Origin of the sequence: Hyphomonas sp. UBA4494, assembly GCF_002388935.1 — a bacterium.
Lineage (GTDB): Bacteria > Pseudomonadota > Alphaproteobacteria > Caulobacterales > Hyphomonadaceae > Hyphomonas.
In genome coordinates this window covers 15,262-36,539 of the sequence record NZ_DGNK01000037.1, presented here as the reverse complement: position 1 = coordinate 36,539, position 21,278 = coordinate 15,262, and the positions used below count along the sequence as shown (strand labels likewise).

Genomic DNA, 21,278 nt, shown 5'->3' with positions numbered 1-21,278 from the left:
CATAAATTGACAGCACATGTCCCAAGTGTGCTGCTAGATTGTGCGAACAGTTCAGGAGGTTTCCCGTTGCCACACGATACCGCTCGCTCTCACGGACCCGCAACGCGCGCCATCCACCATGGCTACGCACCTGCAAATCATTCGCACTCCCTTACTCCGCCCGTGCATATGACGTCTACCTTCGTTTTCCCTGATACTGCAACAGGTTCAGCACTTTTTGCAGGCGAAATCGAAGGGCACATATATTCCCGCATCTCAAATCCAACGGTCGCCTTGCTCGAATCGAGAGTGGCAAATCTCGAAGGTGCAGAGGCGGGGCTTGCAACCGCCAGTGGTATGGGCGCCATCTCCGCTACCTTGTGGACATTGGTAAAGCCAGGCGACGAAATCATCACCGACAAGACGCTGTATGGTTGCACATTTGCGTTCATGCGCGACGGCCTTTCGCGCTTCGGCGTGAAGGTCACTCATGTCGACCTGCGCGATCCAGACAATTTGCGCGAAGCGATCAGCGAGCAGACCCGGATCGTCTATTTTGAAACCCCGGCCAATCCGAACATGCGGCTGGTCGACATTGTCGCCGTTTCAGCCGTCGCGAAACAGGCCGGAGCGTTGACGGTGGTCGACAACACCTATGCGTCGCCCCTCCTGACCCGGCCAATCGAACTGGGCGCCGATTTCGTGATTCACTCAGCAACAAAGTACCTTGGCGGGCATGGTGATCTCGTCGCGGGCGTGGTCTGTGGCCGCGCAGACCTTATCCATGACATTCGAATGATTGGCGTGAAGGACATGACCGGCTCGGTGATGGCCCCACTGACGGCGATGCTGGTTATGCGGGGCCTGAAGACACTGCAACTGCGGATGGCGCGCCATTGCGAGAGCGGGCAGACCGTAGCGGAGTGGCTGGAGCGCCACCCTGCAGTTTCCGAAGTCTACTATCCCGGCCTCCCAAGTCATCCGCAACATGAGCTTGCGTGCTGCCAGATGAGTGCCTTTGGCGGCATGATCGCTTTTGAGCTGAAGGGGGGCTTCGAAGCCGGAACGGCCATGATGGACCAGCTCCGCCTGATTCAGCGCGCCGTCAGCCTCGGCGACGCGGAATCCCTGATTCAGCATCCTGCCAGCATGACCCACTCGACATACTCACAGGAAGAACGGCTGGAGCATGGTATCTCTGACGGCCTGGTCCGTTTGTCTGTCGGGCTGGAGGATTTGGTCGATATTCTCGCGGACCTTGAAAACGCTCTACCGACCAACGCACTTTAGCCGTCGTCACGATGCACATTCACCTCGTTCACTCCACGGGGCTTTGTTCATCCAGCAGGTCATCTTCGGTGTTGTTGGCGCGTTCAGCCGCCACCTTTTCATCAAGGGTGTTGTCGGCAGCGACATCCGTCGCTTCGCGCGTATCAACATGGGGCTTGGGACGTCTAACATCTGCAGATTGCTGCGTGCCAATCTCCGGTTTACCGCTTTTTAGCGCATCTTCCACGCCGCTGTCGAAACGCAGCCGATAAATCGGCTCCGGCAGAGTAAAGCCCGACTCTTCCAGAACATCCTTGGTCGCGGCTATCGCGAGGCCGCGTCCCTTCGCAAAGTTTGTTTGTGCCTGATCCACCCATCCCATGAAATGAAGGATGATGTTTGAGTCTCCCACCGTCTGGATGAAAGCTTCCGGCTCTGGATGGTCCAACACGAAACGTAGCGATTTTAATTTATCGAGGCCAAGCTGCATTGCCGCGACAGGGTCATCGGCCGCATCGACGCCAAGGTCGAACTCAAATCGGCGCTCAGGGTTGCGCGTGTAGTTCAGGATAACGGCCTTGAAAACAGTCGAGTTGGGGATGCGGAGATGATTGCCATCCATCGTCATCAGCACGGTGGCACGAGAGGTCAAGCGCATCACCTTTCCCTCATATTCATCAATCAGAACATGCTCATTCGCCCTGAATGGCTGGCGCACACTCAGCATTATGGAAGAAATGTAGTTTTCCAGTGTGTCTCGGACAGAAATGCCGATCGCCAGGCCGATGACGCCGGCTCCGCCGAGAATAGTTCCCATTACCGTTGTAGCACCCAAAATGCTCATCGCGACCACGAGAGCGACCAGCAGCAAGACAATACGGAACGCACCCGAAACCAGTTCTACGAGAAACGGATTTGGCAGAATCCAACGCCAAAAACTCCGCCAAGAGGCAACCAAGTGTCCAATCAGCGCAATCGTGAGAAATACTCCCAATGCGATACCGTAAAGTGGAAGAGCGCGGACAACACTTCCCCACGTACCAGACGGGTCCCCAAAAAACGGCGTCGCGCTATCTTCAACTGACAAGCTTCGGTCGATTTCGTTCTCAACCGTGACAACGCCATTTACACGCAAGGCCAGATCTTCGGCGCGGGCAACAGCGCTGGAGCTGGGGACTTCCCCGGCCAGCCGTACGACACCGTGATTAACTTCGACCGTCACACGATTCAGCGATTCGATCTCATCGAAGATGGCGGAAATACGAGATTTGATGGACCCATCGCTGACCGCCGGAGGAGTCTGGATGATCGGATTGAGATCTTCGCTCGTATCCGAAGTCTGTGCCACGGAGATTGGGACGAGCCATACCAAGCACAGCACAACCAGCACTGCGTATTTGACATTCGACGCCGCAGAGCGAGCACCAGTCGGAAGTTGTAGCGAATTCACATTTCCAAAAACACGCTACAGGAGGCAAAGTTCCCTATGCGTGGCAATCCGGGCTGCTCGCGCGCACAACCGTCCGCGCGAAAAACTGAGTTGTGTCGTTCACGGCGAACTTCAGGCGAAGCGAACGTCGAGCGCTGCGACTAACCTACGATCTCATACTCCCTTCCAAACCAGAGCGGCGAGTTGGCAAGGTCGATGAACTTCTTCTCGTCCTCCAGCAGCTCGGCACCGGCGTTCGCGGCCGCCTTGCTGGTATTCGCGGCCATGGCTTCCTCGCTCTCGAACCACAGTTCGGCAACGCCGTCATACGCTTCCGGTCCGCCACGCGACCCTTGCATGGCGCCGTTCAATGCGTCGTGCCCCGTGTGACATTGCACATAGCGGAGGATGCCTAGCGTTTCGACATGTTTCGCCACCAGCGGGGCATGCTGCTCCCGCCAGTAGCGTTGGAATTCCTCACGGCTCAGATGGGGCAAGCGGCGCAGGCAAAAGGTCAGCTTGATCAAAGCAGATCCCCGCCCGCTGCGGCTGCGGTCGTGCCGTCCTTCCGGAACGCGCGAATAACATTCTTACCGGTAATCCATTTGTGCACTTCGTCCGGCCCATCTACGAGGCGTTGGGACCGGATGTGCGTGTACCAAGCCGCCAGGGGTGTATCGAGCGAATAGCCAAGGGCGCCATGCAGCTGGATCGCGGTGTCGACCACCTTGTGAACCATGTTCGCAAGGAACACTTTCGCGATGCCGTTCTCTTGTCTCAGATCCATGCCATTTTCGGCCTTGTAGGCAATATGCATCAGCATCAGCCGGGCAATGTAAAGTTGGCTCGCACATTCCGCCAGCATGAACTGGACACCCTGGCGATCTTCCAGTGGTTGGCCGAAGGTCTCACGGCTCGTGACGTGTTCCGTGGCCAGATCAAGTGCGCGCTGAGCCATCGCCACATTGTGCATGCCGTGACGCAGGCGACCATAGGCCAGGCGATGCTGGCCCATGGAAAATCCGCCCCCTTCCCCGCCGAGCAGATTTTCTTCCGGCACGACGAGGTTCTCGATCTTCACTTCAGCATGGCCGCCGCCCATCTCTTGATAGTGGGGCCCATGCACTGCCATGGTGGGAATATCACGGATGATCTTGTAACCCGGATTGGGCAGCTCCACGATGAAGGTGGAGAATTGTTGATGGCGAGGCGCGTCCGGATTGGTCTTGGCCATGACGACCGCGATGTCAGCAGCGGTGGCGGCGCTGGAAAACCATTTCTCACCATTCAGGACGTAATTGCCCTTGCCGTCCTTTTCCGCACGCGTCTGCATGCCAGTGGCATCCGCGCCGGCCGCCTTCTCCGTCATGGAATAGCAAATGCGCTTTTCGCCATTCAGCAGCGGTTTCAGGTATTTTTCTTTCTGAAAGTCGGTGCCGTGGGCCAACAGTGTGAGCATGGTCGCATCATCCGGACCTTGCGAATTCATCGACAGCGCACCGAGATGGCTCTGGCCAAGTTCCATCTGGACCAGCGCATTGGCCAGCGGCCCAAGGCCCATTCCGCCATGCTCGACTGGGATGAAGGGCAACCAAAGGCCTTGCGCGCGCGCCTTCTTGCGCAGTTCTGGCAACACGTCCTTGAACGCGCGACCGTTGGACATTTCCTGTTCAGCAGGAATGCATTCTTCCTGCACCCATTTGCGCACGCGCTCGCGGACTTCTTTTGCCTCTTCCGGTATCGTAAAATCGATGGCCATCTTTTCGCTCCCTATTGTTTTTCAGGAAGGCTAAAGCGGAAGCGGAAATATGCACAGACTGACTTCGCGTCAGGCGGGACTATTCATAGTCTACTTTTTCAAGATAGAGCCCGTCCGGAGGGGATATGGGCCCGCACGCCGTCCGCTCGGCAGCCGCCAGGATCTCCGCGATCCATTCGACAGGTTGCTTGCCACGCCCGACATCCACCAGGCTACCCATGATCGAACGAACCTGCCTGTGCAGGAAACTCTTCGACCGACAGGTCATCTCGACCCGATCTCCATAACGTGAAACAGAGATCGCATTGAGCGTCTTAACCGGCGATTTGGCTTGGCAATCCGTATCGCGGAATGTCGTGAAGTCATGCGTCCCGACAAGTATCTGCGCGGCTTCATGCATCTTGTCAGCGTCCAACTGTGACGATATCCGCCAGGCCCGACCGTCATCCAGCGTGAGGTGAGCGCGTCGATTGATAATGATGAAGCGATAATGCCGCTCGGTTGCGCTGAAGCGGGCGTGGAAGTCATCATCCACTTTATCTGCCTTCAAGACGGCAATCGGATGTGGGCGCAGATGAAAATTCATCGCATCTGGCACTTTGGTTCCGCGGTCAGTTCGCAGATCCATGTGCGCGACCTGCCCTGTCGCATGAACGCCGCTATCGGTGCGCCCAGCGCCATGCACCTCAACGGGTGCACCATCGAGCTTTGCGGCTGCTTCTTCAAGGGTGCCCTGAACGGTCGGAATTCCGGGCAGGCGCTGCCAACCCTGATACGGGCCACCATTGTATTCGAGGAGGAGTCTGTAACGTGGCATTCAGCGGCCCTAGCCAAAGGCCGCCGGATAGGTCAACCGGCCGGATGTTGGTGCCGCCGGATCAAGACGCAGCGCCATGAAAGCCTCGCCGGACCATTTGCATTCGAATGGCTGGGCAAGGTCAGCGGAAAACCCAAACCGGGGATAGTATTCGGGGTGCCCCAGCACGAAGACAATCTGCTCCCCCGCTCCTTCCAGCGCCATCAGGCCCATCTGGATCAGGCCGCTGCCGATACCGGTCTTCTGAAAATCAGGATGAACCGACATTGGCCCAAGACCGACGGCCACCGGTTCGCCATCGAGCTGCATGCGGAAAAACTGAATATGGCCGGCAATGGCCTTATCGTCGCTCGCCACAAGTGAGAGCACGCTCTCACCGCTCTTGGCGAGATCCCGAACCATGCGGCCCTCAGCCTTGCCGCCAAAGGCAAGATCATTCAGCGCAACGATCTCATCAAGGTCTTCTTCACGGGCGGGACGAATCCAGAAGCTCATCAGCCAAGCACCGTATCCGGAGCAATCGCCTGCCCCTGCAGGAATTGGTCTGCATTCATTGGCTTTCCCCCTGGCTTTTGCAGGCGGAGGATACGCACAGCGCCGCCATCGCCGCAAGCGACCAGCAGGCGGTCATCCAGAACCATGCCGGCCGGCGCAGTGGTTTCCCGACCGGAGCGACGGCACATCAGCAGTTTCAGGCGCACCGGATCGTCCTTGCCCGGCGGCGTCCAGTAGCACCACGCCCCCGGGAACGGCGACAGGCCCCTGATATGGCAGTCGACCTCTCGCGCAGGCCGCGACCAATCGACCTTCTGGTCATCCGGGCCAAGCTTGGCGGCATAAGTCATCCCCTCTTCCGTCTGCGGAACGGGGGTCAGGCTGCCATCGGCGAGGCCTTCAAGCGCACGCGGCGCGAGTTCTGCGGCGAGCGCGGCCAGCCGATCATGCACGCTGCCGGCCGTATCTTCTTCGGTGGTCTGCGTGCGCGCCGAGGCAAGCACCGGCCCCGTATCAAGCCCGGCTTCCATCATCATCGCATCGACGCCGGTTTCCGTATCCCCTGCCATGATGGCGCGCTGGATTGGCGCAGCGCCCCGCCAACGCGGCAGGATCGACGCATGCATGTTGAGACAGCCAAGGCGTGGTGCATCGAGAACGGCCTGCGGCAGGATCAACCCATAGGCCACGACCACAGCCGCATCGAGATCCAGCGCCGCAAACGCCTCCTGCTCCGGCAATTTCTTCAGGGATTTGGGCGTACGCACTTCGATCCCCCTGGCCTCAGCGAAGGCATGCACGGGCGTGGGAGTCAGTTTCTTGCCCCGGCCAGCGGGACGTGGCGGCTGCGAATAGACACAGACGATCTCATGTCCGGCTGTGATCAACGCATCCAGCACATGTGCGGCGATATCCGGGCTACCCATGAAAGCAAGGCGAAGGGGTTTGGTCATCATGCCGGGAATAGTTTGTTCGGAGTCATTTTGAAAGCAACGTTTCGCAAGTGGCTCAGCGCACTGCGCCCGACATACTGAATGGGATGAGCCCATTGCCGCCCACAATGATCACGATCAGGGCAGCCAGGAGAAAAGCGGCGGTCCAACGAACCCAAGGACGCGCGAAGAAGTTGCCGCGCTTCTTCATGACGATCAGGCCGATTCGCGTGCGTGCAGGCGTTTGGCCTTCTTGACCTTGTCGATCGCGCGCTGGCGTTTCAAACGCGAAAGGTGGTCAATGAACAGCATTCCCTCCAGATGATCCATCTCATGCTGGATGCAAACCGCATACATGCCGGTTGCAACTTCATCGACTTTGAAGCCGTCATAGTCGAGGTAGCGGACGCGGCACTCGGTCGGACGTTCGACTTCATCGAAAATGTCCGGCACCGACAGGCAGCCCTCTTCATAAGGCGCCATGTCCTCAGTCAGAGGCAGGATTTCCGGGTTCACGAAATAGCGCGGCTGGGGCTCTTCGCCCTCTTTTGCGAGATCCATCACAATCACGCGCAACGGCACGCCGACCTGAATCGCCGCGAGGCCAATACCCGGCGCGTCATACATGGTTTCCAGCATGTCATCCATGAGCGCGCGAATCTCGTCGGTGACGCCGCCCTGGACGGGCTTCGATACTTCCTTCAGACGCGGGTCAGGGACGGTGAGGATTTCTCTGATAGCCATGCTTTTCAGATATGCACGCAGGGACCTCTGGTCAACACTTGGCCGTCATTCCGCCGCCAGCGGCTTCTTGGCGCCGCCAAAGTCCAGCTCCCCTGTATTCTCCGATACATTCGCCCTGTTCTCGATCTGCTTGGGCTCAGCCAGCGTCTTGGCGGGCGGGGCGATCTCCATGTCCTCGAACTTGCGCAGGGTCGGGAGGACTCGTTTGTCGAACGATCCCATCGCAGAGTTGAAATGGTCCACCGAGCCGTTCAGCGATTTTCCGAGTCTCTCGATATGGCCGAGCATTACACCCATCCGACTGTAAAGCTCCGCACCCAGTTCCGCCGCGGCCATCGCATTTTCATTCTGGTGATGCTGGCGCCAGAGATGGGCCACCGTCCGGGCCAGCGCGATCAGCGTGGTCGGCGTCGTCACAATCACTTGCCGGCTCATGGCCTTTTCAATCAGGTCCGGAGAATGCTCAAGCGCCGCCGCGAAGAAATTCTCTCCGGGGATGAACATCGCAATATAGTCAAAGCGATTGCCCAGATTCGACTGGTAGTCCTTTGAGGCCAGCGTGCTCACATGCCGCTGGACGCTGGTCGCATGAGCCTTCAGATGAACGACCTTCTGGGCCGGATCCTCGGCTTCTACCGCCGCCATATAGGAGGCGAGCGAGACTTTGGAGTCGATCACGATCTGTCGCTCGCCCGGAAGACGGATGATCGCATCCGGTCGCTGGCGTCCCTCCTCCGTCTGGTCATGCACCTGTTCGGAGAAGTCGCAATGCGCAGACAGGCCGGCCTGCTCCATGACGTTTCTCAAGGTCATCTCGCCCCAGCGCCCGCCGCCTTTTGGAGCCGTCAACGCGTTGACCAGCTTGCCGGTCTCCTGCGTGTTGCGGTGCAGACTTTCCCCGATCGCCTTGACCTGTTCCGACAAGAGAGACTTGTCTTGGGTGCGGACTTTTTCGATTTCGTCGACCCGTTTCTTAAAGGCATCGAAATTCTCGCCGATCGGCTTCATCAGCTCCTTGAGATGCCCTTCAGCGCCTTCCTTGTGTCGCTGGAATCTCTCATCCGCAAGCTGCAGAAACTGCTTGTTCGCGCGCTCGAGGACACCCTGCGCCATTTCGCCAAACTTGCGTTCATCCTCGGCGCTGCGGGCTTTCGCTTCGGCCAGCTCCAGCTCTGCCTTGCGCGAGACCTCTTCCAGCGTGCGGATGCGCTGTTTCGCTTCGACCAGCTCATCGGTCGCGCGCTCAAGGTCCAGTGTCAGCCGCTCCGCCTTCGCGCCGGACTTGCTGGCAAGCCACCAGGCCGTGCCCGCCAAGGCGAGAGCCAGGAGGAACAGAACAAGGTGCACGACGTCAAAGCCGGCCCCGCCGATAATGATGATTGGGTCCATACGGGCATCCTCGCACGATTCTGCTCAGAACATATAAGGAACATGCTGCATTGTCTATTGAACGCTGTGGTTTGCCCACCGCTTGACTTCCCGCTCAGGCTGATCCTCTTTTCCACCGGGATGGCACAAGGGCAGCGAGATGCGACTGATATGGATGAGTCTGTTTTTGACGCTGGGGGCCTGTGCATCAGCATCTGGCCCAGTACCTCAAGCAGAGCTGCCACCAACCGGCGCAATAACATACCTGCCACCACTGGCCGAAGTCACTTTGGTTACTGCTTCTGGCCAGCGAGAACCGCAATCGGACTCCTCAGAAACGGCTCGCATTAACCTTGCCAACGCCTTGTCGAACGCGGTTCCAGCCGATGCGTTCGATCAATCTGACGAAGGACAAGAACGAGCAAAATTCCTTGCGATCAAGCTGGAGGAGGCTTCGGTCAATTCTGGTCCGGTTCAGACCTCCGAAGTCGACACACCAGAGCATCTGGTCGCTCTTATCCAGGTTAGATTCGATGTGGAAAGCTCCGCCAGTCAGCTGTTGCAAGGCGGTCTCAACCTCATGTTCGGCGGCGTTCCAGGTCCGGATGGTATAGACCAGACGGCTCAAATCGCCCTGTTCGCCCAAGGGACTGATGATCTGGTGTGGTCGCGCACCTTTGTTGCTCAGGATCCACGCACCCCCGATGATGCGGAACGCCTTATAAACGAGCTGATAGCCGCATCCAACCAGGATACAGAGTTCTGACACTGTTCCCATCTGGAGGAATCACGCATGCGTGGCATGGGACTTGCTGGCAAGTATCCCGACATGTTTGACGCGTATGAAGCCCCCTATGAGGTCGCCGAATTGACTATCGATATTTGCGTCTGCACCTATCGCAGGCCTTCAATTGAGGACACGCTGCGATCGCTCGACCGGCAAACCCTGCCGGACGGCGTATCGGCGCGCGCAATTGTTATCGACAATGACGAAACTCCATCGGCCCGCGACCGGGTCGAGGCCATCGCGGCAAACTTGTCCATGCCCGTCAAATACATTCATGCCCCCGCAAACAACATTTCGATCGCGAGAAACGCCGGTTTGGATGCCGCCACCGCCCAATGGATTGCTTTCATCGATGACGATGAAGTGGCCGAACCGGATTGGCTGGCCTCCCTGCTCCAGATGGCACGCGTGAATTCTCTGGACGCTGTCTTCGGCCCAGCCATCGCCGTTTATCCTGAGACGGCGCCCAACTGGATGCGCCAGCAGGATTACCATTCGAATGTCCCTGTACGCCGAGGCGGCGTGGTGCAGACCGGACATACCTGCAACGCTCTGATGCGCGCCAGCTCCCCTATCGTAAAAGGCCAGCGCTTTCTGATCGAAAAAGGCAAGACTGGTGGCGAAGACACCGAGTTCTTTTTCAGGCTCTGGTATGCAGGCGCCAAGTTTGGCATCAGCGAAGCGGCCATCGTGCATGAAGCGGTAGACCCGAAGCGCCTGGATTCCGAATGGATTCGCCAGCGCAAATTCCGTTCAGGGATGAGTTTCGGCTACCACTCCCTGACCACACGCAACACGGTTACACTGACCATTACTGTGCTCGCTTCGCTGGCGAAGATTGTTTTTTGTTACGCGATGGCTAGCATCTTCTTCTGGTCCACACAAAAGCGGAATTTCTGGGCGATGCGCGGCATCTTCCATCGTGGCTGGCTGGCCTCGGCCTTCAGCACGAAGGAACCGGAACTCTACTGAGTCGCCCCTAAAACGGTAGCTTGAAGCCGGGCAACATGCCCCCGCCAAGACCTTGCGTCGCATCCTTCATAGCCTTTTCCATGGCTTCATCCAGACGCTTGCGCGCATCCGAATGCGCAGCCTTGATAAGGTCTTCAACGATTTCGGCATCATCATTCATCAATGAGGGGTCAATCCTGACACTGACCATATCGCCCTTGCCCTTGAGGCGCACCGACACAAGACCCGCCCCGGCGACCCCTTCGGCCTCGGTCGTTTCGATCTTTTCCTGCGCTTCCTGCATCTTGGCCTGCATCTGCTGGGCCTGTTGCATGATCTTGCCAAGGTCTTTCATGGAAAGCGGGCCTCCTTCAGGCCGATCGTCTGGAGTTCAGGTCAATAACGTTGCCGTCGCTTGCGGCAGGCTCGGTCACGTCCACAATGGTAATGCCGGGAATACTCTTCAAGGCGTCTGCCACAGCCGGGTGCGCCGCCGCTGAGGCAAACAATTCCTCGCGCGTCCGAATTACCGTCTGGCGCATTGTTTCGGCATTGGTACGGATCTGCTCGACGACCCAGTCATCGCCTGTGTCGCGTTCGAGGAACGCTTTGAGCCGGGCGAGCAAATCGTTTGGTGCATTGTCTTCAAGTTCGCATGAGAAATAGCCGTAGCGCACAGGACCTGGCCGAATGTATCGCTCCAACTCGACCTGCAGGTTCACTTCCCGGTGCTCACCCAGATAGGTGACAATTTGGGCAAAGCTCTCCAGCCCGCCGGCGGGAGACGGGGCCATGCCATGTTGTTCAAGCTTTCCCGGCGCACCGCCTGACTCAGCGATCATGCGCGCAGCCTCCTCCGGTGACGGAAGGTTTGCCGCCGCCGCAAGGCGCAGGATGATCATGTTCAGCGCGGTCGCCGTGTCAGGCGCCGTCTGGAGGTCGTTAAACCCGGAGAGCAGGATCTGCCAGTAGCGCGCGGCCTGCGCAGCGGTCAGTTTCTGCGCCATGGCCAATGTGCGTTGGGTCCATTCGGCGGGCCCGGCAGATTGGAACTCACCGCCCGTAGCCTGTGCCACGGAGACATCGGCACAGACATCCATCAGGTCTTTCAGGATAACCGCCGGATCAGCACCTGCATGAATCTGGTCTTTCACCTCGGCCAGCGCCTCTGCAGCACTGCCGGAGATCGCTTTCTCGAACGCATCCAGCAGGCGCGCCCGGTCGCCGAGGCCCAGCATGTCACGCACCGCCGCGCCAGTGACTTCTTCGCCATCCATGGTCTGCACGATGGCCTGATCGAGAATCGAGAGGCCGTCGCGAACGGAACCTTCGGCAGCTCTGGCGATCAAAGCGAGTCCCTCTTCCGAAACTTTCGCCCCTTCATGCGTGGCGACCCGACCGAGATGTTCAGACAAATTCACGGCATCGAGCCGTTTCAGGTCAAACCGCTGGCAGCGCGACAGGACCGTGATCGGCACTTTGCGGATCTCAGTAGTTGCGAAGATGAACTTCACATGCGGCGGCGGCTCTTCCAGCGTCTTCAACAGCGCGTTGAACGCGGCCGTCGACAGCATGTGAACCTCATCGATGATGTAGACTTTGTGGCGGGCCGAGACCGGTGCATAGCGCGCGCTATCCAACAGGTCACGCATATCGGCAACGCCGGTGCGGCTGGCGGCATCAAGCTCCAGCACGTCCGGATGGCGGCTCGACATGATCGCATCACAATGCTCGCCCTTGGGGTCGAGCCGGATCGACGGACCGTCATGATCGTCTGACTGATAGTTCAGGGCCCTCGCCAGCAGGCGGGCGGTCGTGGTCTTTCCCACGCCGCGCACGCCGGTCAGCATGAAGGCGTGCGCCACTCGGCCCGTCTCGAATGCATTCGAAAGCGTGCGGACCATGGCTTCCTGGCCGATCAGGTCCTCGAACCGGCGGGGCCGGTATTTGCGCGCGAGCACCTGATATTCGGCCGATTTCGGCGCCTCATCCTCCCCGAACATCGAGAAGGTCTGGTCATCACGTTCTTCGGGGAGTTCGGAATCGCTCATCAGCCGGGACTTTAACGACTCATGGGGCTCGGCGGCAATGGGTGGAGTGATGAACTTATCTGCTACACTCTGACAAATGCAGCCTCACCGGATACTCAACTCCGCTTTCATTAGGGCTCGGGAATATCGCTAGATTTACAATGCGATAATTACGACCGCCAGAAAGACATTACTCTAATAGAAGATACCACATTCGTCGCGAATGCATTCGTTGAATGTGTCCACTGCCGCATTCAGACAGCTGGTTCGCAAGCCTCCCGACTGCGTTGGCGTATCAGGTATGGAAAGGCAGGCTTGTTCAGATGATGCGAAATTCTGGTGGCAGCTAAGAATACAGGCCTTTTTCTCTTCCGCAGGTTCTTCTTCATCATCGAAGCTGTCGAACCGGTCGTCAAATACGCTGCTGTGAAGGTTAGCCAAATAAGACGTAACGGAATCCTCATCGCCAATATCGAAAGGACAGGCATTGTCATAGTAGCTTAAACAAATCGCTGAAGCAGGTAGACCAAACAGACAGAACGACAACGCGAATACAATACCGAACTTACTGCCTCTCATGGCAGCGCCCCTTCAATCCTGCAAACCTATGGATGAAATTACCCCCATCTTGATAAGAGGTCAAGTTCACTCAAGAAGCCTGCTCAAACACGACGCCCGCACGAAACAAGATTCGCCACAAACACCTGCGCGCTTTGGCCGTACAACTCGGTCCCCCGTCGTGTTTTATTCAATCAGCCGAGCCCGCAGGCGTTCCTGCGCGGCGGCGTCCACGCCCAGCACCTCCGCCAAGTAGGCATCGACGGTGCCATGTTTGTCATGGATCACGTTGAAGGCGGTATCGAGATAGCGCAGCCGCACACCGAGAAACGGCCGGAACACTTCAGGTTCATATACCTTGCCGACCTGCTCATTGAAGAAGGCGGCCGCTTGCGGAAGGAATTCATCGACCTTCACGGCTGTATTCGTCAGCTCATAATCGGCGCGGAGGTCTGCTTCCTCGACGCCCAGCACATGATGTGTCAGCGCGCAGAGAATGCCCGTCCGGTCCTTGCCGGCAGCGCAGTTCACGAGCCCGGCGGCGTCGCCTTCCAGTCCGGCCAGATGCTGGAACCAGCCCGAGAACAATTCGGCATGGTGCGCTTTGAACGGCGCCAGCGCATAATAATCATTCATCCAGTCGTCAGCCTTCTGGGCGTCGGCCTCGACCTTCTTCAGGAATTGCGCGTGCGGGGCTTCATGCTCGCGGCCGCCATCATGAGTTAGCGTGTTGGGCGCCGACCAGCGCGCCACATTGCGTTCGCGCTCGTCCGGACGCCGCAGGTCTGCCTGCAACTGGATGCCGAGCGCGCCCAGCGCGGCCAGATCCTCCTCTGTCGCCTCGGCATAATGGCCGGACCGGAACAACCGGCCGCGCTTTACCTGTCCACCGTGGCGGGAAGCATAGCCGCCAAAGTCACGAAAGTTGCGGACGCCTTGAAGCGTGTAGATTCTCTCTGTCATGTGATGCGAGGTACCGCGCCGCGCCGCTATCGTCCAGATGGGCGTCGGGGAAGGTTTTGTGACCCTCCCCTTCCGCTCAGCTGTTTTCGTTGACCACAATCACCTTGCGATGGGGAAATGGAATCTCGATGCCAGCTGCATCCAGCGCCTTCTTCACCTGCTCGGGAAGCGAATAGCGCACATCGAAGTAATGCGCGCCCTCACAGAATGGCCGCACGATGAAGTCTACCGAGCTGTCATTGAGGGTCTCGACCTCAACGAAGGGTGCAGGATCCTTCAGGATGTGAGGATGATCGGCCAGCACCTTGTCGATGGTCGCGCGGGCCTTGTCGATGTCTTCGCCATAGGCCACGCCGAAATGCATATCCACACCGCGTACCGGGTGGTGGCTGTGATTGATGATCTGGTCGCCCCAGATCTGGCCGTTGGGAATAATGATCTGCTGATTGTCGAATGTCTGAAGCACTGTGGTGAACAGGGTGATCTCGTCCACCTTCCCAAACTTCCCAGCCGCGTCAATGAAATCGCCCACCTTGTAGGGGCGGAACACCATCAGCATGACCCCCGCCGCGAGATTCGACATCGCTCCCTGCAGAGCCAGGCCGACCGCGAGGCTGGCCGCGCCGAGCAGCGCCACGATGGAGGTCGTCTCAACGCCAAAACGGTTCAAGACCGCAATGATGACAAAAGCGAGGATAACGTACTTCGCGACGCTCCCCATGAAGCGAAACAGCGTGTCGTCCAACCGCTCATTGCGTTCACCCGCATTTCGGATACTCTTGCCGACCCGTCCGGCGATCCAGAACCCTATAATCAGGATGAGCAGGGCGAGCAGGATATTGGTCGCCCACGAGAGCGCCGACGGAAGATACTGATTTATGTCAATCTGATCGAACCAGTCTTGCATGGTTTATTCCCCTTCTTTTCAGCCACATGACTGGCAAAAGCCGGACCCAGCCTGAATATTGGCCGGGTCGGTCATTCAGGTTGCGTTCACGACGCGGCAATCCGAGAGTCCAAGGGGAAACCACCAGAGACTGAAATATGAGCGGAACCGGTTGGCCTGGGCGCTGTTGAATTGAGACACACCAATTCAAAGAGGCCCCCATGACCGAGACCGTCAAAACCCAATATGACATGCGTGACCCAAGAACGCAGTACCCACAACCGCCCTTCCCCAAGCAACCGCAGGACAAGCCAGGCTTCGATCACAAGATGGAGCCAAAAGCAGATCATGGCGAGAACAGCTATCAGGGCTTCGGCCGCCTGAAGGACCGCAAGGCACTGATCACCGGTGGTGATTCGGGGATCGGTCGCGCAGTTGCCATCGCCTATGCCCGCGAAGGGGCAGAGATCTGCATCAACTACCTTCCCGAAGAGAAAGAAGACGCCGACTGGGTCTGCGACCTGCTGGAAGGCGAAGGCCACACCGTACACCGCATGCCCGGCAATCTGACCGACAAGGAATTCTGCAATACTCTGATCAAGGAAGCCCATGAGAGAATGGGCGGACTCGACATTCTGGTGAACAATGCGGGCAAGCAGGTGCGCCAACCGGGCATCGAAGACATTTCCGATGAACAGTTCGATGAAACCATGAAGACCAATGTCTATGCCATGTTCTGGCTGACCAAGGCTGCGCTCCCCCTCATGCCGCCCGGCGCGGCCATCATCAATGTTACGTCCAATCAGGGCTTCAGCCCAGCTCCCTATCTGCTCGACTACGCCACCAGCAAGTTTGCCATTCGCGGTTTCACCGAGGCCATTGCTCAGGGTGCGATCGAGCGCGGCGTCCGCGTTAACGGCGTTGCCCCGGGCCCGTTCTGGACGCCGCTCCAGCCCTCCGGCGGACAAACACAGGAAAAAGTGCAGGAATTCGGAAAGGGCACGCCCATGGGTCGGCCGGGCCAGCCAGCGGAGCTAGCACCCACCTTTGTCTTCCTCGCCTCGCAGGAGTCGAGCTATATCAGCGGCGAAATCATTGGCGTAACCGGTGGAAAGCCGATCAGCTGATTGATACAAGTCAACGAAAGTGCGGTATCTTGTGTCTCGCTTCCGGGAACCTTGCCCGGAATCCGGAGTTCAAGCGTACTGATGTCATGAAGGAGCAAAGTCCATGATGAAGTTTCGTTCTGCCCTGCTTGCAGGTTGCCTCGCCGCCAGTACTTCCCTCGGCCTCAGCGCCTGCTCATCCCTCCCAGACGAAGTGGACCGCGCGCAGATTGACGCTGGGAGCCGCGCCGCTCTCAACAAGCTGGTCAGCGAGAACGCCGCTGCCCGCGCCATAAACAGCCAGTCTCGCGCGGTTCTGGTCTTCCCATCCATGGTCAAGGCCGGACTGGGGGTCGGCGGAGCGTATGGCGAAGGCGAGCTGATCCGTGGTGGATCGACTGTTGATTACTACAGCTCATTCACCGGGTCCTGGGGGCTGCAGGCTGGCGCACAGTCATATGGTTATGCTGTCTTCCTGATGAATGATGATGCGGTGGACTACCTCAAGAAATCCGAAGGCTGGGAAATCGGCGTCGGACCAACTGTGGTTCTTGTGAATGCGGGCGTTGCAGAAAACCTCTCCACGTCTACACTGAAGGAAGACGCGTACGCATTTGTTTTCGACCAGAAAGGCCTGATGGCTGGCATCAGCATTGAAGGCACAAAGATTACCAAACTGCAGTAGACAGGCTTGGGCTCAGGTGAGCCAGGGCGAAGGCGCAAGGTTTTCGGTTTTCCGGGCCTTGCGCCTTTTTTTGTTGCCAGACGGCTCTGCCTATCTGAACGGTGGCTCGTCAAAGGCGCGCAGTTTGCGGCTGTGCAGCTTCGCACCTTTGTCCGCCGACAAACGTTCCAGTGTTTCTATTCCGATACGAATATGCTCGCCAATGGCCCGCTCATAAAAGCGGTTGGCCGCACCCGGCAGCTTGATCTCACCGTGGAGAGGTTTGTCCGATACGCAGAGCAGCACACCATATGGAACGCGCAGGCGGAAGCCATTCGCAGCAATTGTCGCGCTTTCCATATCGATCGCAATTGCTCGGGATTTGTTGAACCGGCGCGCGGACGCAGAGAAGCGCAATTCCCAGTTCCGATCATCCGTGGTCACAACCGTTCCGGTCCGCAACCGCCGTTTCAACTGTTTCTCGTCCTCACCCGTCACAGACGCAGCCGCCTGTTGCAGCGCGACTTGCACTTCGGCAATTGGCGGCACGGGAATTTCCGGCGGTAGAACAGCGTCGAGCACATGGTCTTCTCGCAAATAGGCATGCGCCAACACATAGTCTCCGATTGCCTGACTATGGCGCAGCCCGCCACAATGGCCAACCATCAGCCAGACTTCAGGCCGCAACACGGCGAGATGGTCTGTGATGGTCTTGGCATTGGACGGACCGACACCGATATTCACCAATGTGATGCCGCCGCCATTCGGCGCGCGCAAATGATAGGCTGGCATCTGGAATCGGCGCCAAGGTGAAGCATCGATTTCTGTTCGGGACGTGTCGGTGGGCTCAGAGACCTCCAACCCGCCCGGAACAGATAGAGACGTGTAGTGATTGTCTTCTGTCAGCTTGTCCAACGCCCAGTCACAAAACGCATCGACGTAACGGTGATAGTTCGTGAACAGCACATAATGCTGGAAATGCTCAACGGGCGTACCGCAATAATGTTGCAGCCGCTTCAGAGAGAAATCGACTCGCTGCGCGTCGAACAATGCCAGTGGATGGGTTTCATAGGGCTCGTATAGCTCCCCATCGGCCACTTCATCACCAATATCGGCAAGGTTTGGACTGGGGAAGTGACGCGCCAGTTCAGCTGGCGAGATCTCGTCAAGTCCACTGGCCTGCCCCTGCTCCCACACATAGGCATACGGAATTTCGGAATCCGACTGCTCGACATATACATCAATGTCATAGTCCCGCATCAACAGGGAGAGCTGTTCTGTCAGATAGTCGCGGAAAAAGTCCGGCCTCGTGATGGTGGAAACATATGTGCCAGCTTCTGACATCTTGCCGAAGGCGCGCGAAATCGGCGGGGGTGGTCCGTCGGGATTGTAGACGATCCTGATTTGCGGATAGCAGAACGCGCCGGATTCGCGCAGCGCGGGCGCCGGTGGCTTTCCGGAATGAAGGAACATGTCCAGGGCCGAGGACAGGGCGGAAACGGCGTCGGAATACAGGTTTTCCAGCGCATCTATAACGTGTTCGGGTGTGTTCAATTTCGACATGGCGTCAAATGGCGGGATTGCGACGTTCTGTCAATCTACGAGCCTGAGCCGGTCGCATATGACAAACAAATGAGCACGACCCGCACAGCCTTCGTGCAAACATGAGGCGCAACCCAGCTATGACTTTCTGCCGTGCACCTTTCACTTGAGCCATGCGGAAACATGCGCTTTTGTTGCAGTGCAACATGAAACGTCAATCCCGCACGGAAAGGCCATGACGCTTCGGTGTCACTGTGGGGAGAACAGAACAATGACGTCGCATGGGGCGGGAGGAGTTCCCTGTCGGCAATCACGCCGTCGCTAACTCTGAAGGTAGTTTTGACATGAAAAAGTTCATCATCCCGGTCCTGATGGCCGCCGCGATCATCGTTCCTGCTGCTGCAAATGCAGAAGGCAAACCCATCACTGTAGAAATTGCCTATGACAAGGCCCTGCTGGCATCCGACGCTGGCGCAGCTGTCGTTCTCGAATCCATCGAGGCGCAAGCCAAGGAAGCCTGCTCAACACGCTCCCCGGTCACCAGCCAACCGGTTGTAGACCGTACATGTACCAAGAATATCAAGAAGGCTGCTTTGAAGAAGATCCTGGACAAGCAGGAAATCTCCAGCCTCCCGACCGCGCCTGTCTTTGCGCGCCAAGCTGTAACCCTCGTCGCTGACGCGGGACAACGCTAGACCTTTTCCTCCCGGAATAGCGTTGGAGGGGCTGCCCAGGGCCACGGGCAGCCCCTCATTGCATTCGGCGGGGCATTTGCTTCAGAAGCAACCTTGGCCACAATGTAAAAGGCGCACGATCCATTCAGACCGCGCGCCTTTTTAATCTCGCTTGAAAGCGGCGGCCAAATGCTAACCGACGGTCGCGTCCGCAGGCTTGCGCGTGTCGAACTTTGACCACACGCCATCATCGCCGTGCCAGTCACCGCTGGTCGCACCTTTGGAATATTCGGTTGCACGCTGCTCAAAGAAGTTTGCGTGCTCTACCCCGTTCAGGATTTCCGTCAGCCATGGGATCGGGTGCTTGGTCACACCGAACACCGGCTCAAGCTTCAGCTGGCCGAGACGCCAGTCCGCGATGTAGCGAATGTACTGCTTGATATCGTCGGCGGTCATGCCTTCGACCGGACCCATTTCGAATGCGAGTTCGATAAATTTGTCTTCCAGCGTCACGACGGTGCGACAGCACTCGCGAATCCGCTCGCGCAGCGCGTCATTCATGACGCCGGTCTCAGCACAGAACGTGTGGAACAGCTTGATCATGCCTTCACAGTGCAGCGACTCATCCCGTACAGACCAGGACACGATCTGGCCCATGCCCTTCATCTTGTTGAAGCGCGGGAAGTTCATCAGCATCGCGAAACTGGCGAACAGCTGAAGGCCTTCCGTGAAGCCGCCAAAGACCGCCATGGAAACAGCAATGTCTTCATTCGTTTCTGTGCCAAACTGGCCGAGATAGTCGTGCTTGGCGGCCATCTCCTCATATTCCATGAAGGCCGAGAATTCCGAGTCGGGCATGCCGATGGTTTCGAGCAGCAAAGCATACGCCGCGATATGGATCGTCTCCATATTGGAGAACGAGGCCAGCATCATCGACACTTCGGTCGGTTTGAACAGGGGCATGTAATGCTCCATATAGTTCGCACCGACTTCGACGTCAGACTGGGTGAAGAAGCGGAAGATCTGGGTCAGCAGATTGCGCTCGGAATCATTGAGCTTCACCGCCCAATCCTTGCAATCCTCGCCCAGGGGCACTTCTTCCGGCATCCAGTGCACCTGCTGCTGGACCTTCCAGAAGTCATACGCCCACGGGTAACGGAAGGGCTTGTACGCCCGGCTCGGGGTCAGCAGTCCGGGCACATTGGAATTTCCGTCAGCCATCAGGGCCTCCTACGTCATTTACTGCGTTTTCTGGGACAATCTACACCATATATAGTGCCTCATTGAGGCCATTGCCGCAAGATGTTTGACTGCGGCAAACCGCACTTGTTCACAGGCTTGCCCACAGTTTTGGCATATTTCCCTCGTAGGGGTGGCGCCTTGCGGTTTAGTGCAGAATGATCGGCACCAAACCTATACCCATGCGTTCCATTCCCGCCTTACGAGACAAGATATTCATGCGTTTCTTCAGTGCCATTCTTCTTGCCCTGATTTCGGCTTTCGCGTTTGCCCCATCAGCAAAAGCTAAAGTGGTGAGGGATGTCATATATGCAGATGCGCCCGGCCTTGATCCCGGCGACGTACGGGCTGATGTCTACATCCCTGATGATGCGGACAATGCGCCGGTGATTCTCATGATGCATGGCGGCGCTTGGACCTTTGNNTTGGCAACAAGCTGAGCGCATTGGGCATGTTCCAGGCGCGTTATTTCACCGATCAGGGGTTTGTCTTCATTGCCGTAAATTACCGCCTGTCGCCCGCACATCCCTTCCCTGCCCAACAGCAGGATACGGCCGCCGCGATCGCATACTTCCATGAGCACGCAACAGAGTTCGGGGGCGACCCGAACAGTATCTTCCTGATGGGTCACTCTGCCGGGGCTCATATGGCAGCGCTCACTGCAATCGATCCGGACTATCTGGACGCATTTGATCTGACGCCAGGCGTGATCAAAGGCGTCGTCGCCATGGATAGCGCCGCCTACAATATGGCTCGCACCGGCAGTGATGGCGATATCCCCGAATTCTACCACTCCACCTTTACCAGCGATGACCCAGACGTCTGGACGGCTGCCTCCCCGACCCTACTGGTAGAAGAAACAACCGACATCCCACCTTTCCTCCTGCTCTATGTGAACCGAGCTGTCGCGCCGAGCCGCGCCAAGGAATTGGCGGAAGCGCTGAACAGCGCCGGACACAAGGCCGAAGCGCGCCTCGTCAAGAATCGCGATCACAAGAGCCTGAATGATCGTCTGGGCGCCAAAGGTGACAAGGTCGCGCCGATGATCGCAGACTTTTTCCGTGACCAGTTGGAAGACTGACGCCG

Annotated in this window: 22 protein-coding genes; 7 read left to right on the top strand and 15 right to left on the bottom strand. The window is 57.9% G+C overall.

All coding sequences use genetic code 11. The features are described from left to right. Nucleotides 1-66 precede the first annotated feature (66 nt). A complete protein-coding gene (locus B2P82_RS14500; RefSeq protein WP_206992360.1) occupies nucleotides 67-1,269 on the top strand; it encodes a methionine gamma-lyase in 1,203 nt (400 codons plus the stop codon). Nucleotides 1,270-1,297: 28 nt separating this feature from the next. Here B2P82_RS14500 and B2P82_RS14495 read toward each other — a convergent pair whose 3' ends face one another. The 8 genes from B2P82_RS14495 to B2P82_RS14460 form a co-directional block, all read right to left on the bottom strand. Beyond that, nucleotides 1,298-2,596 carry a mechanosensitive ion channel domain-containing protein gene (locus B2P82_RS14495; RefSeq protein WP_290497683.1) on the bottom strand — a complete coding sequence of 433 codons (1,299 nt, stop codon included), beginning with the start codon at nucleotides 2,594-2,596 and terminating at the stop codon, nucleotides 1,298-1,300. A 242-nt stretch (nucleotides 2,597-2,838) separates the two neighbouring features. Next, entirely contained in the window at nucleotides 2,839-3,204 is a 366-nt protein-coding gene (locus tag B2P82_RS14490) for an EthD domain-containing protein (RefSeq protein WP_290497682.1), read from the bottom strand. Beyond that, entirely contained in the window at nucleotides 3,201-4,436 is a 1,236-nt protein-coding gene (locus B2P82_RS14485) for an acyl-CoA dehydrogenase family protein (RefSeq protein ID WP_290497680.1), read from the bottom strand. Before B2P82_RS14485 ends, B2P82_RS14490 begins: the two co-directional genes overlap by 4 nt. A 79-nt stretch (nucleotides 4,437-4,515) precedes the next feature. Next, the gene (truA, locus tag B2P82_RS14480; RefSeq protein ID WP_290497679.1) at nucleotides 4,516-5,253 is read right to left on the bottom strand and encodes a tRNA pseudouridine(38-40) synthase TruA; all 738 of its coding nucleotides are present in this window, start codon (nucleotides 5,251-5,253) and stop codon (nucleotides 4,516-4,518) included. A gap of 9 nt (nucleotides 5,254-5,262) precedes the next feature. Next, nucleotides 5,263-5,748, bottom strand: a complete 486-nt coding sequence (locus tag B2P82_RS14475; RefSeq protein ID WP_034816053.1) for a GNAT family N-acetyltransferase — start codon at nucleotides 5,746-5,748, stop codon at nucleotides 5,263-5,265. Further along, nucleotides 5,748-6,701, bottom strand: a complete 954-nt coding sequence (gene fmt, locus B2P82_RS14470; RefSeq protein WP_349679753.1) for a methionyl-tRNA formyltransferase — start codon at nucleotides 6,699-6,701, stop codon at nucleotides 5,748-5,750. The genes B2P82_RS14475 and fmt overlap by 1 nt, the downstream gene beginning before the upstream one ends. 195 nt (nucleotides 6,702-6,896) lie before the next feature. Then, the gene (gene def / locus B2P82_RS14465; protein ID WP_290497677.1) at nucleotides 6,897-7,424 is read right to left on the bottom strand and encodes a peptide deformylase; all 528 of its coding nucleotides are present in this window, start codon (nucleotides 7,422-7,424) and stop codon (nucleotides 6,897-6,899) included. A gap of 45 nt (nucleotides 7,425-7,469) precedes the next feature. Then, a complete protein-coding gene (locus tag B2P82_RS14460) occupies nucleotides 7,470-8,813 on the bottom strand; it encodes a DNA recombination protein RmuC (protein ID WP_290497675.1) in 1,344 nt (447 codons plus the stop codon). A gap of 154 nt (nucleotides 8,814-8,967) precedes the next feature. Between B2P82_RS14460 and B2P82_RS14455 the strand changes: the two genes are divergently transcribed. Together B2P82_RS14455 and B2P82_RS14450 are read left to right on the top strand one after the other, a co-directional pair. After that, the gene (locus B2P82_RS14455; RefSeq protein WP_290497673.1) at nucleotides 8,968-9,558 is read left to right on the top strand and encodes a hypothetical protein; all 591 of its coding nucleotides are present in this window, start codon (nucleotides 8,968-8,970) and stop codon (nucleotides 9,556-9,558) included. 27 nt (nucleotides 9,559-9,585) lie between these two features. After that, the gene (locus B2P82_RS14450) at nucleotides 9,586-10,551 is read left to right on the top strand and encodes a glycosyltransferase family 2 protein (RefSeq protein ID WP_290497672.1); all 966 of its coding nucleotides are present in this window, start codon (nucleotides 9,586-9,588) and stop codon (nucleotides 10,549-10,551) included. 7 nt (nucleotides 10,552-10,558) lie between these two features. Here the strand turns inward: B2P82_RS14450 and B2P82_RS14445 are convergent, their stop codons facing one another. The 5 genes from B2P82_RS14445 to B2P82_RS14425 form a co-directional block, all read right to left on the bottom strand. Then, complete coding sequence (locus tag B2P82_RS14445) at nucleotides 10,559-10,885, bottom strand: YbaB/EbfC family nucleoid-associated protein (RefSeq protein ID WP_290497670.1); 327 nt, start codon at nucleotides 10,883-10,885, stop codon at nucleotides 10,559-10,561. Between the two features lie 16 nt (nucleotides 10,886-10,901). Further along, nucleotides 10,902-12,581 (bottom strand): DNA polymerase III subunit gamma/tau, encoded by a 1,680-nt coding sequence (locus B2P82_RS14440; RefSeq protein WP_290497668.1) that lies wholly within the window; start codon nucleotides 12,579-12,581, stop codon nucleotides 10,902-10,904. A 174-nt stretch (nucleotides 12,582-12,755) separates the two neighbouring features. Beyond that, complete coding sequence (locus tag B2P82_RS14435; protein ID WP_290497667.1) at nucleotides 12,756-13,139, bottom strand: hypothetical protein; 384 nt, start codon at nucleotides 13,137-13,139, stop codon at nucleotides 12,756-12,758. Nucleotides 13,140-13,304: 165 nt separating this feature from the next. After that, entirely contained in the window at nucleotides 13,305-14,081 is a 777-nt protein-coding gene (locus B2P82_RS14430; protein ID WP_290497666.1) for a tyrosine-protein phosphatase, read from the bottom strand. 76 nt (nucleotides 14,082-14,157) lie between these two features. Further along, complete coding sequence (locus B2P82_RS14425; protein WP_206992348.1) at nucleotides 14,158-14,988, bottom strand: mechanosensitive ion channel family protein; 831 nt, start codon at nucleotides 14,986-14,988, stop codon at nucleotides 14,158-14,160. 200 nt (nucleotides 14,989-15,188) lie between these two features. Here B2P82_RS14425 and B2P82_RS14420 point away from each other — a divergent pair, with 200 nt between their 5' ends. Continuing rightward, nucleotides 15,189-16,094, top strand: coding sequence for an SDR family oxidoreductase (locus B2P82_RS14420; RefSeq protein ID WP_290497665.1), 906 nt, complete (start codon nucleotides 15,189-15,191; stop codon nucleotides 16,092-16,094). A 103-nt stretch (nucleotides 16,095-16,197) separates the two neighbouring features. Further along, nucleotides 16,198-16,758 (top strand): lipid-binding SYLF domain-containing protein, encoded by a 561-nt coding sequence (locus B2P82_RS14415; RefSeq protein WP_206992347.1) that lies wholly within the window; start codon nucleotides 16,198-16,200, stop codon nucleotides 16,756-16,758. Between the two features lie 90 nt (nucleotides 16,759-16,848). Here the strand turns inward: B2P82_RS14415 and B2P82_RS14410 are convergent, their stop codons facing one another. Beyond that, nucleotides 16,849-18,300, bottom strand: coding sequence for an AMP nucleosidase (locus B2P82_RS14410; RefSeq protein ID WP_206992346.1), 1,452 nt, complete (start codon nucleotides 18,298-18,300; stop codon nucleotides 16,849-16,851). A gap of 323 nt (nucleotides 18,301-18,623) precedes the next feature. Here B2P82_RS14410 and B2P82_RS14405 point away from each other — a divergent pair, with 323 nt between their 5' ends. Next, entirely contained in the window at nucleotides 18,624-18,974 is a 351-nt protein-coding gene (locus B2P82_RS14405; RefSeq protein ID WP_206992345.1) for a UrcA family protein, read from the top strand. Nucleotides 18,975-19,145: 171 nt separating this feature from the next. Here B2P82_RS14405 and B2P82_RS14400 read toward each other — a convergent pair whose 3' ends face one another. Beyond that, nucleotides 19,146-20,174, bottom strand: coding sequence for a ribonucleotide-diphosphate reductase subunit beta (locus B2P82_RS14400; protein ID WP_206992344.1), 1,029 nt, complete (start codon nucleotides 20,172-20,174; stop codon nucleotides 19,146-19,148). 469 nt (nucleotides 20,175-20,643) lie between these two features. Here B2P82_RS14400 and B2P82_RS14395 point away from each other — a divergent pair, with 469 nt between their 5' ends. Then, on the top strand, nucleotides 20,644-21,273 hold the full coding sequence (locus B2P82_RS14395) for an alpha/beta hydrolase (RefSeq protein ID WP_290497664.1): 630 nt from the start codon (nucleotides 20,644-20,646) through the stop codon (nucleotides 21,271-21,273). Nucleotides 21,274-21,278 lie beyond the last annotated feature (5 nt).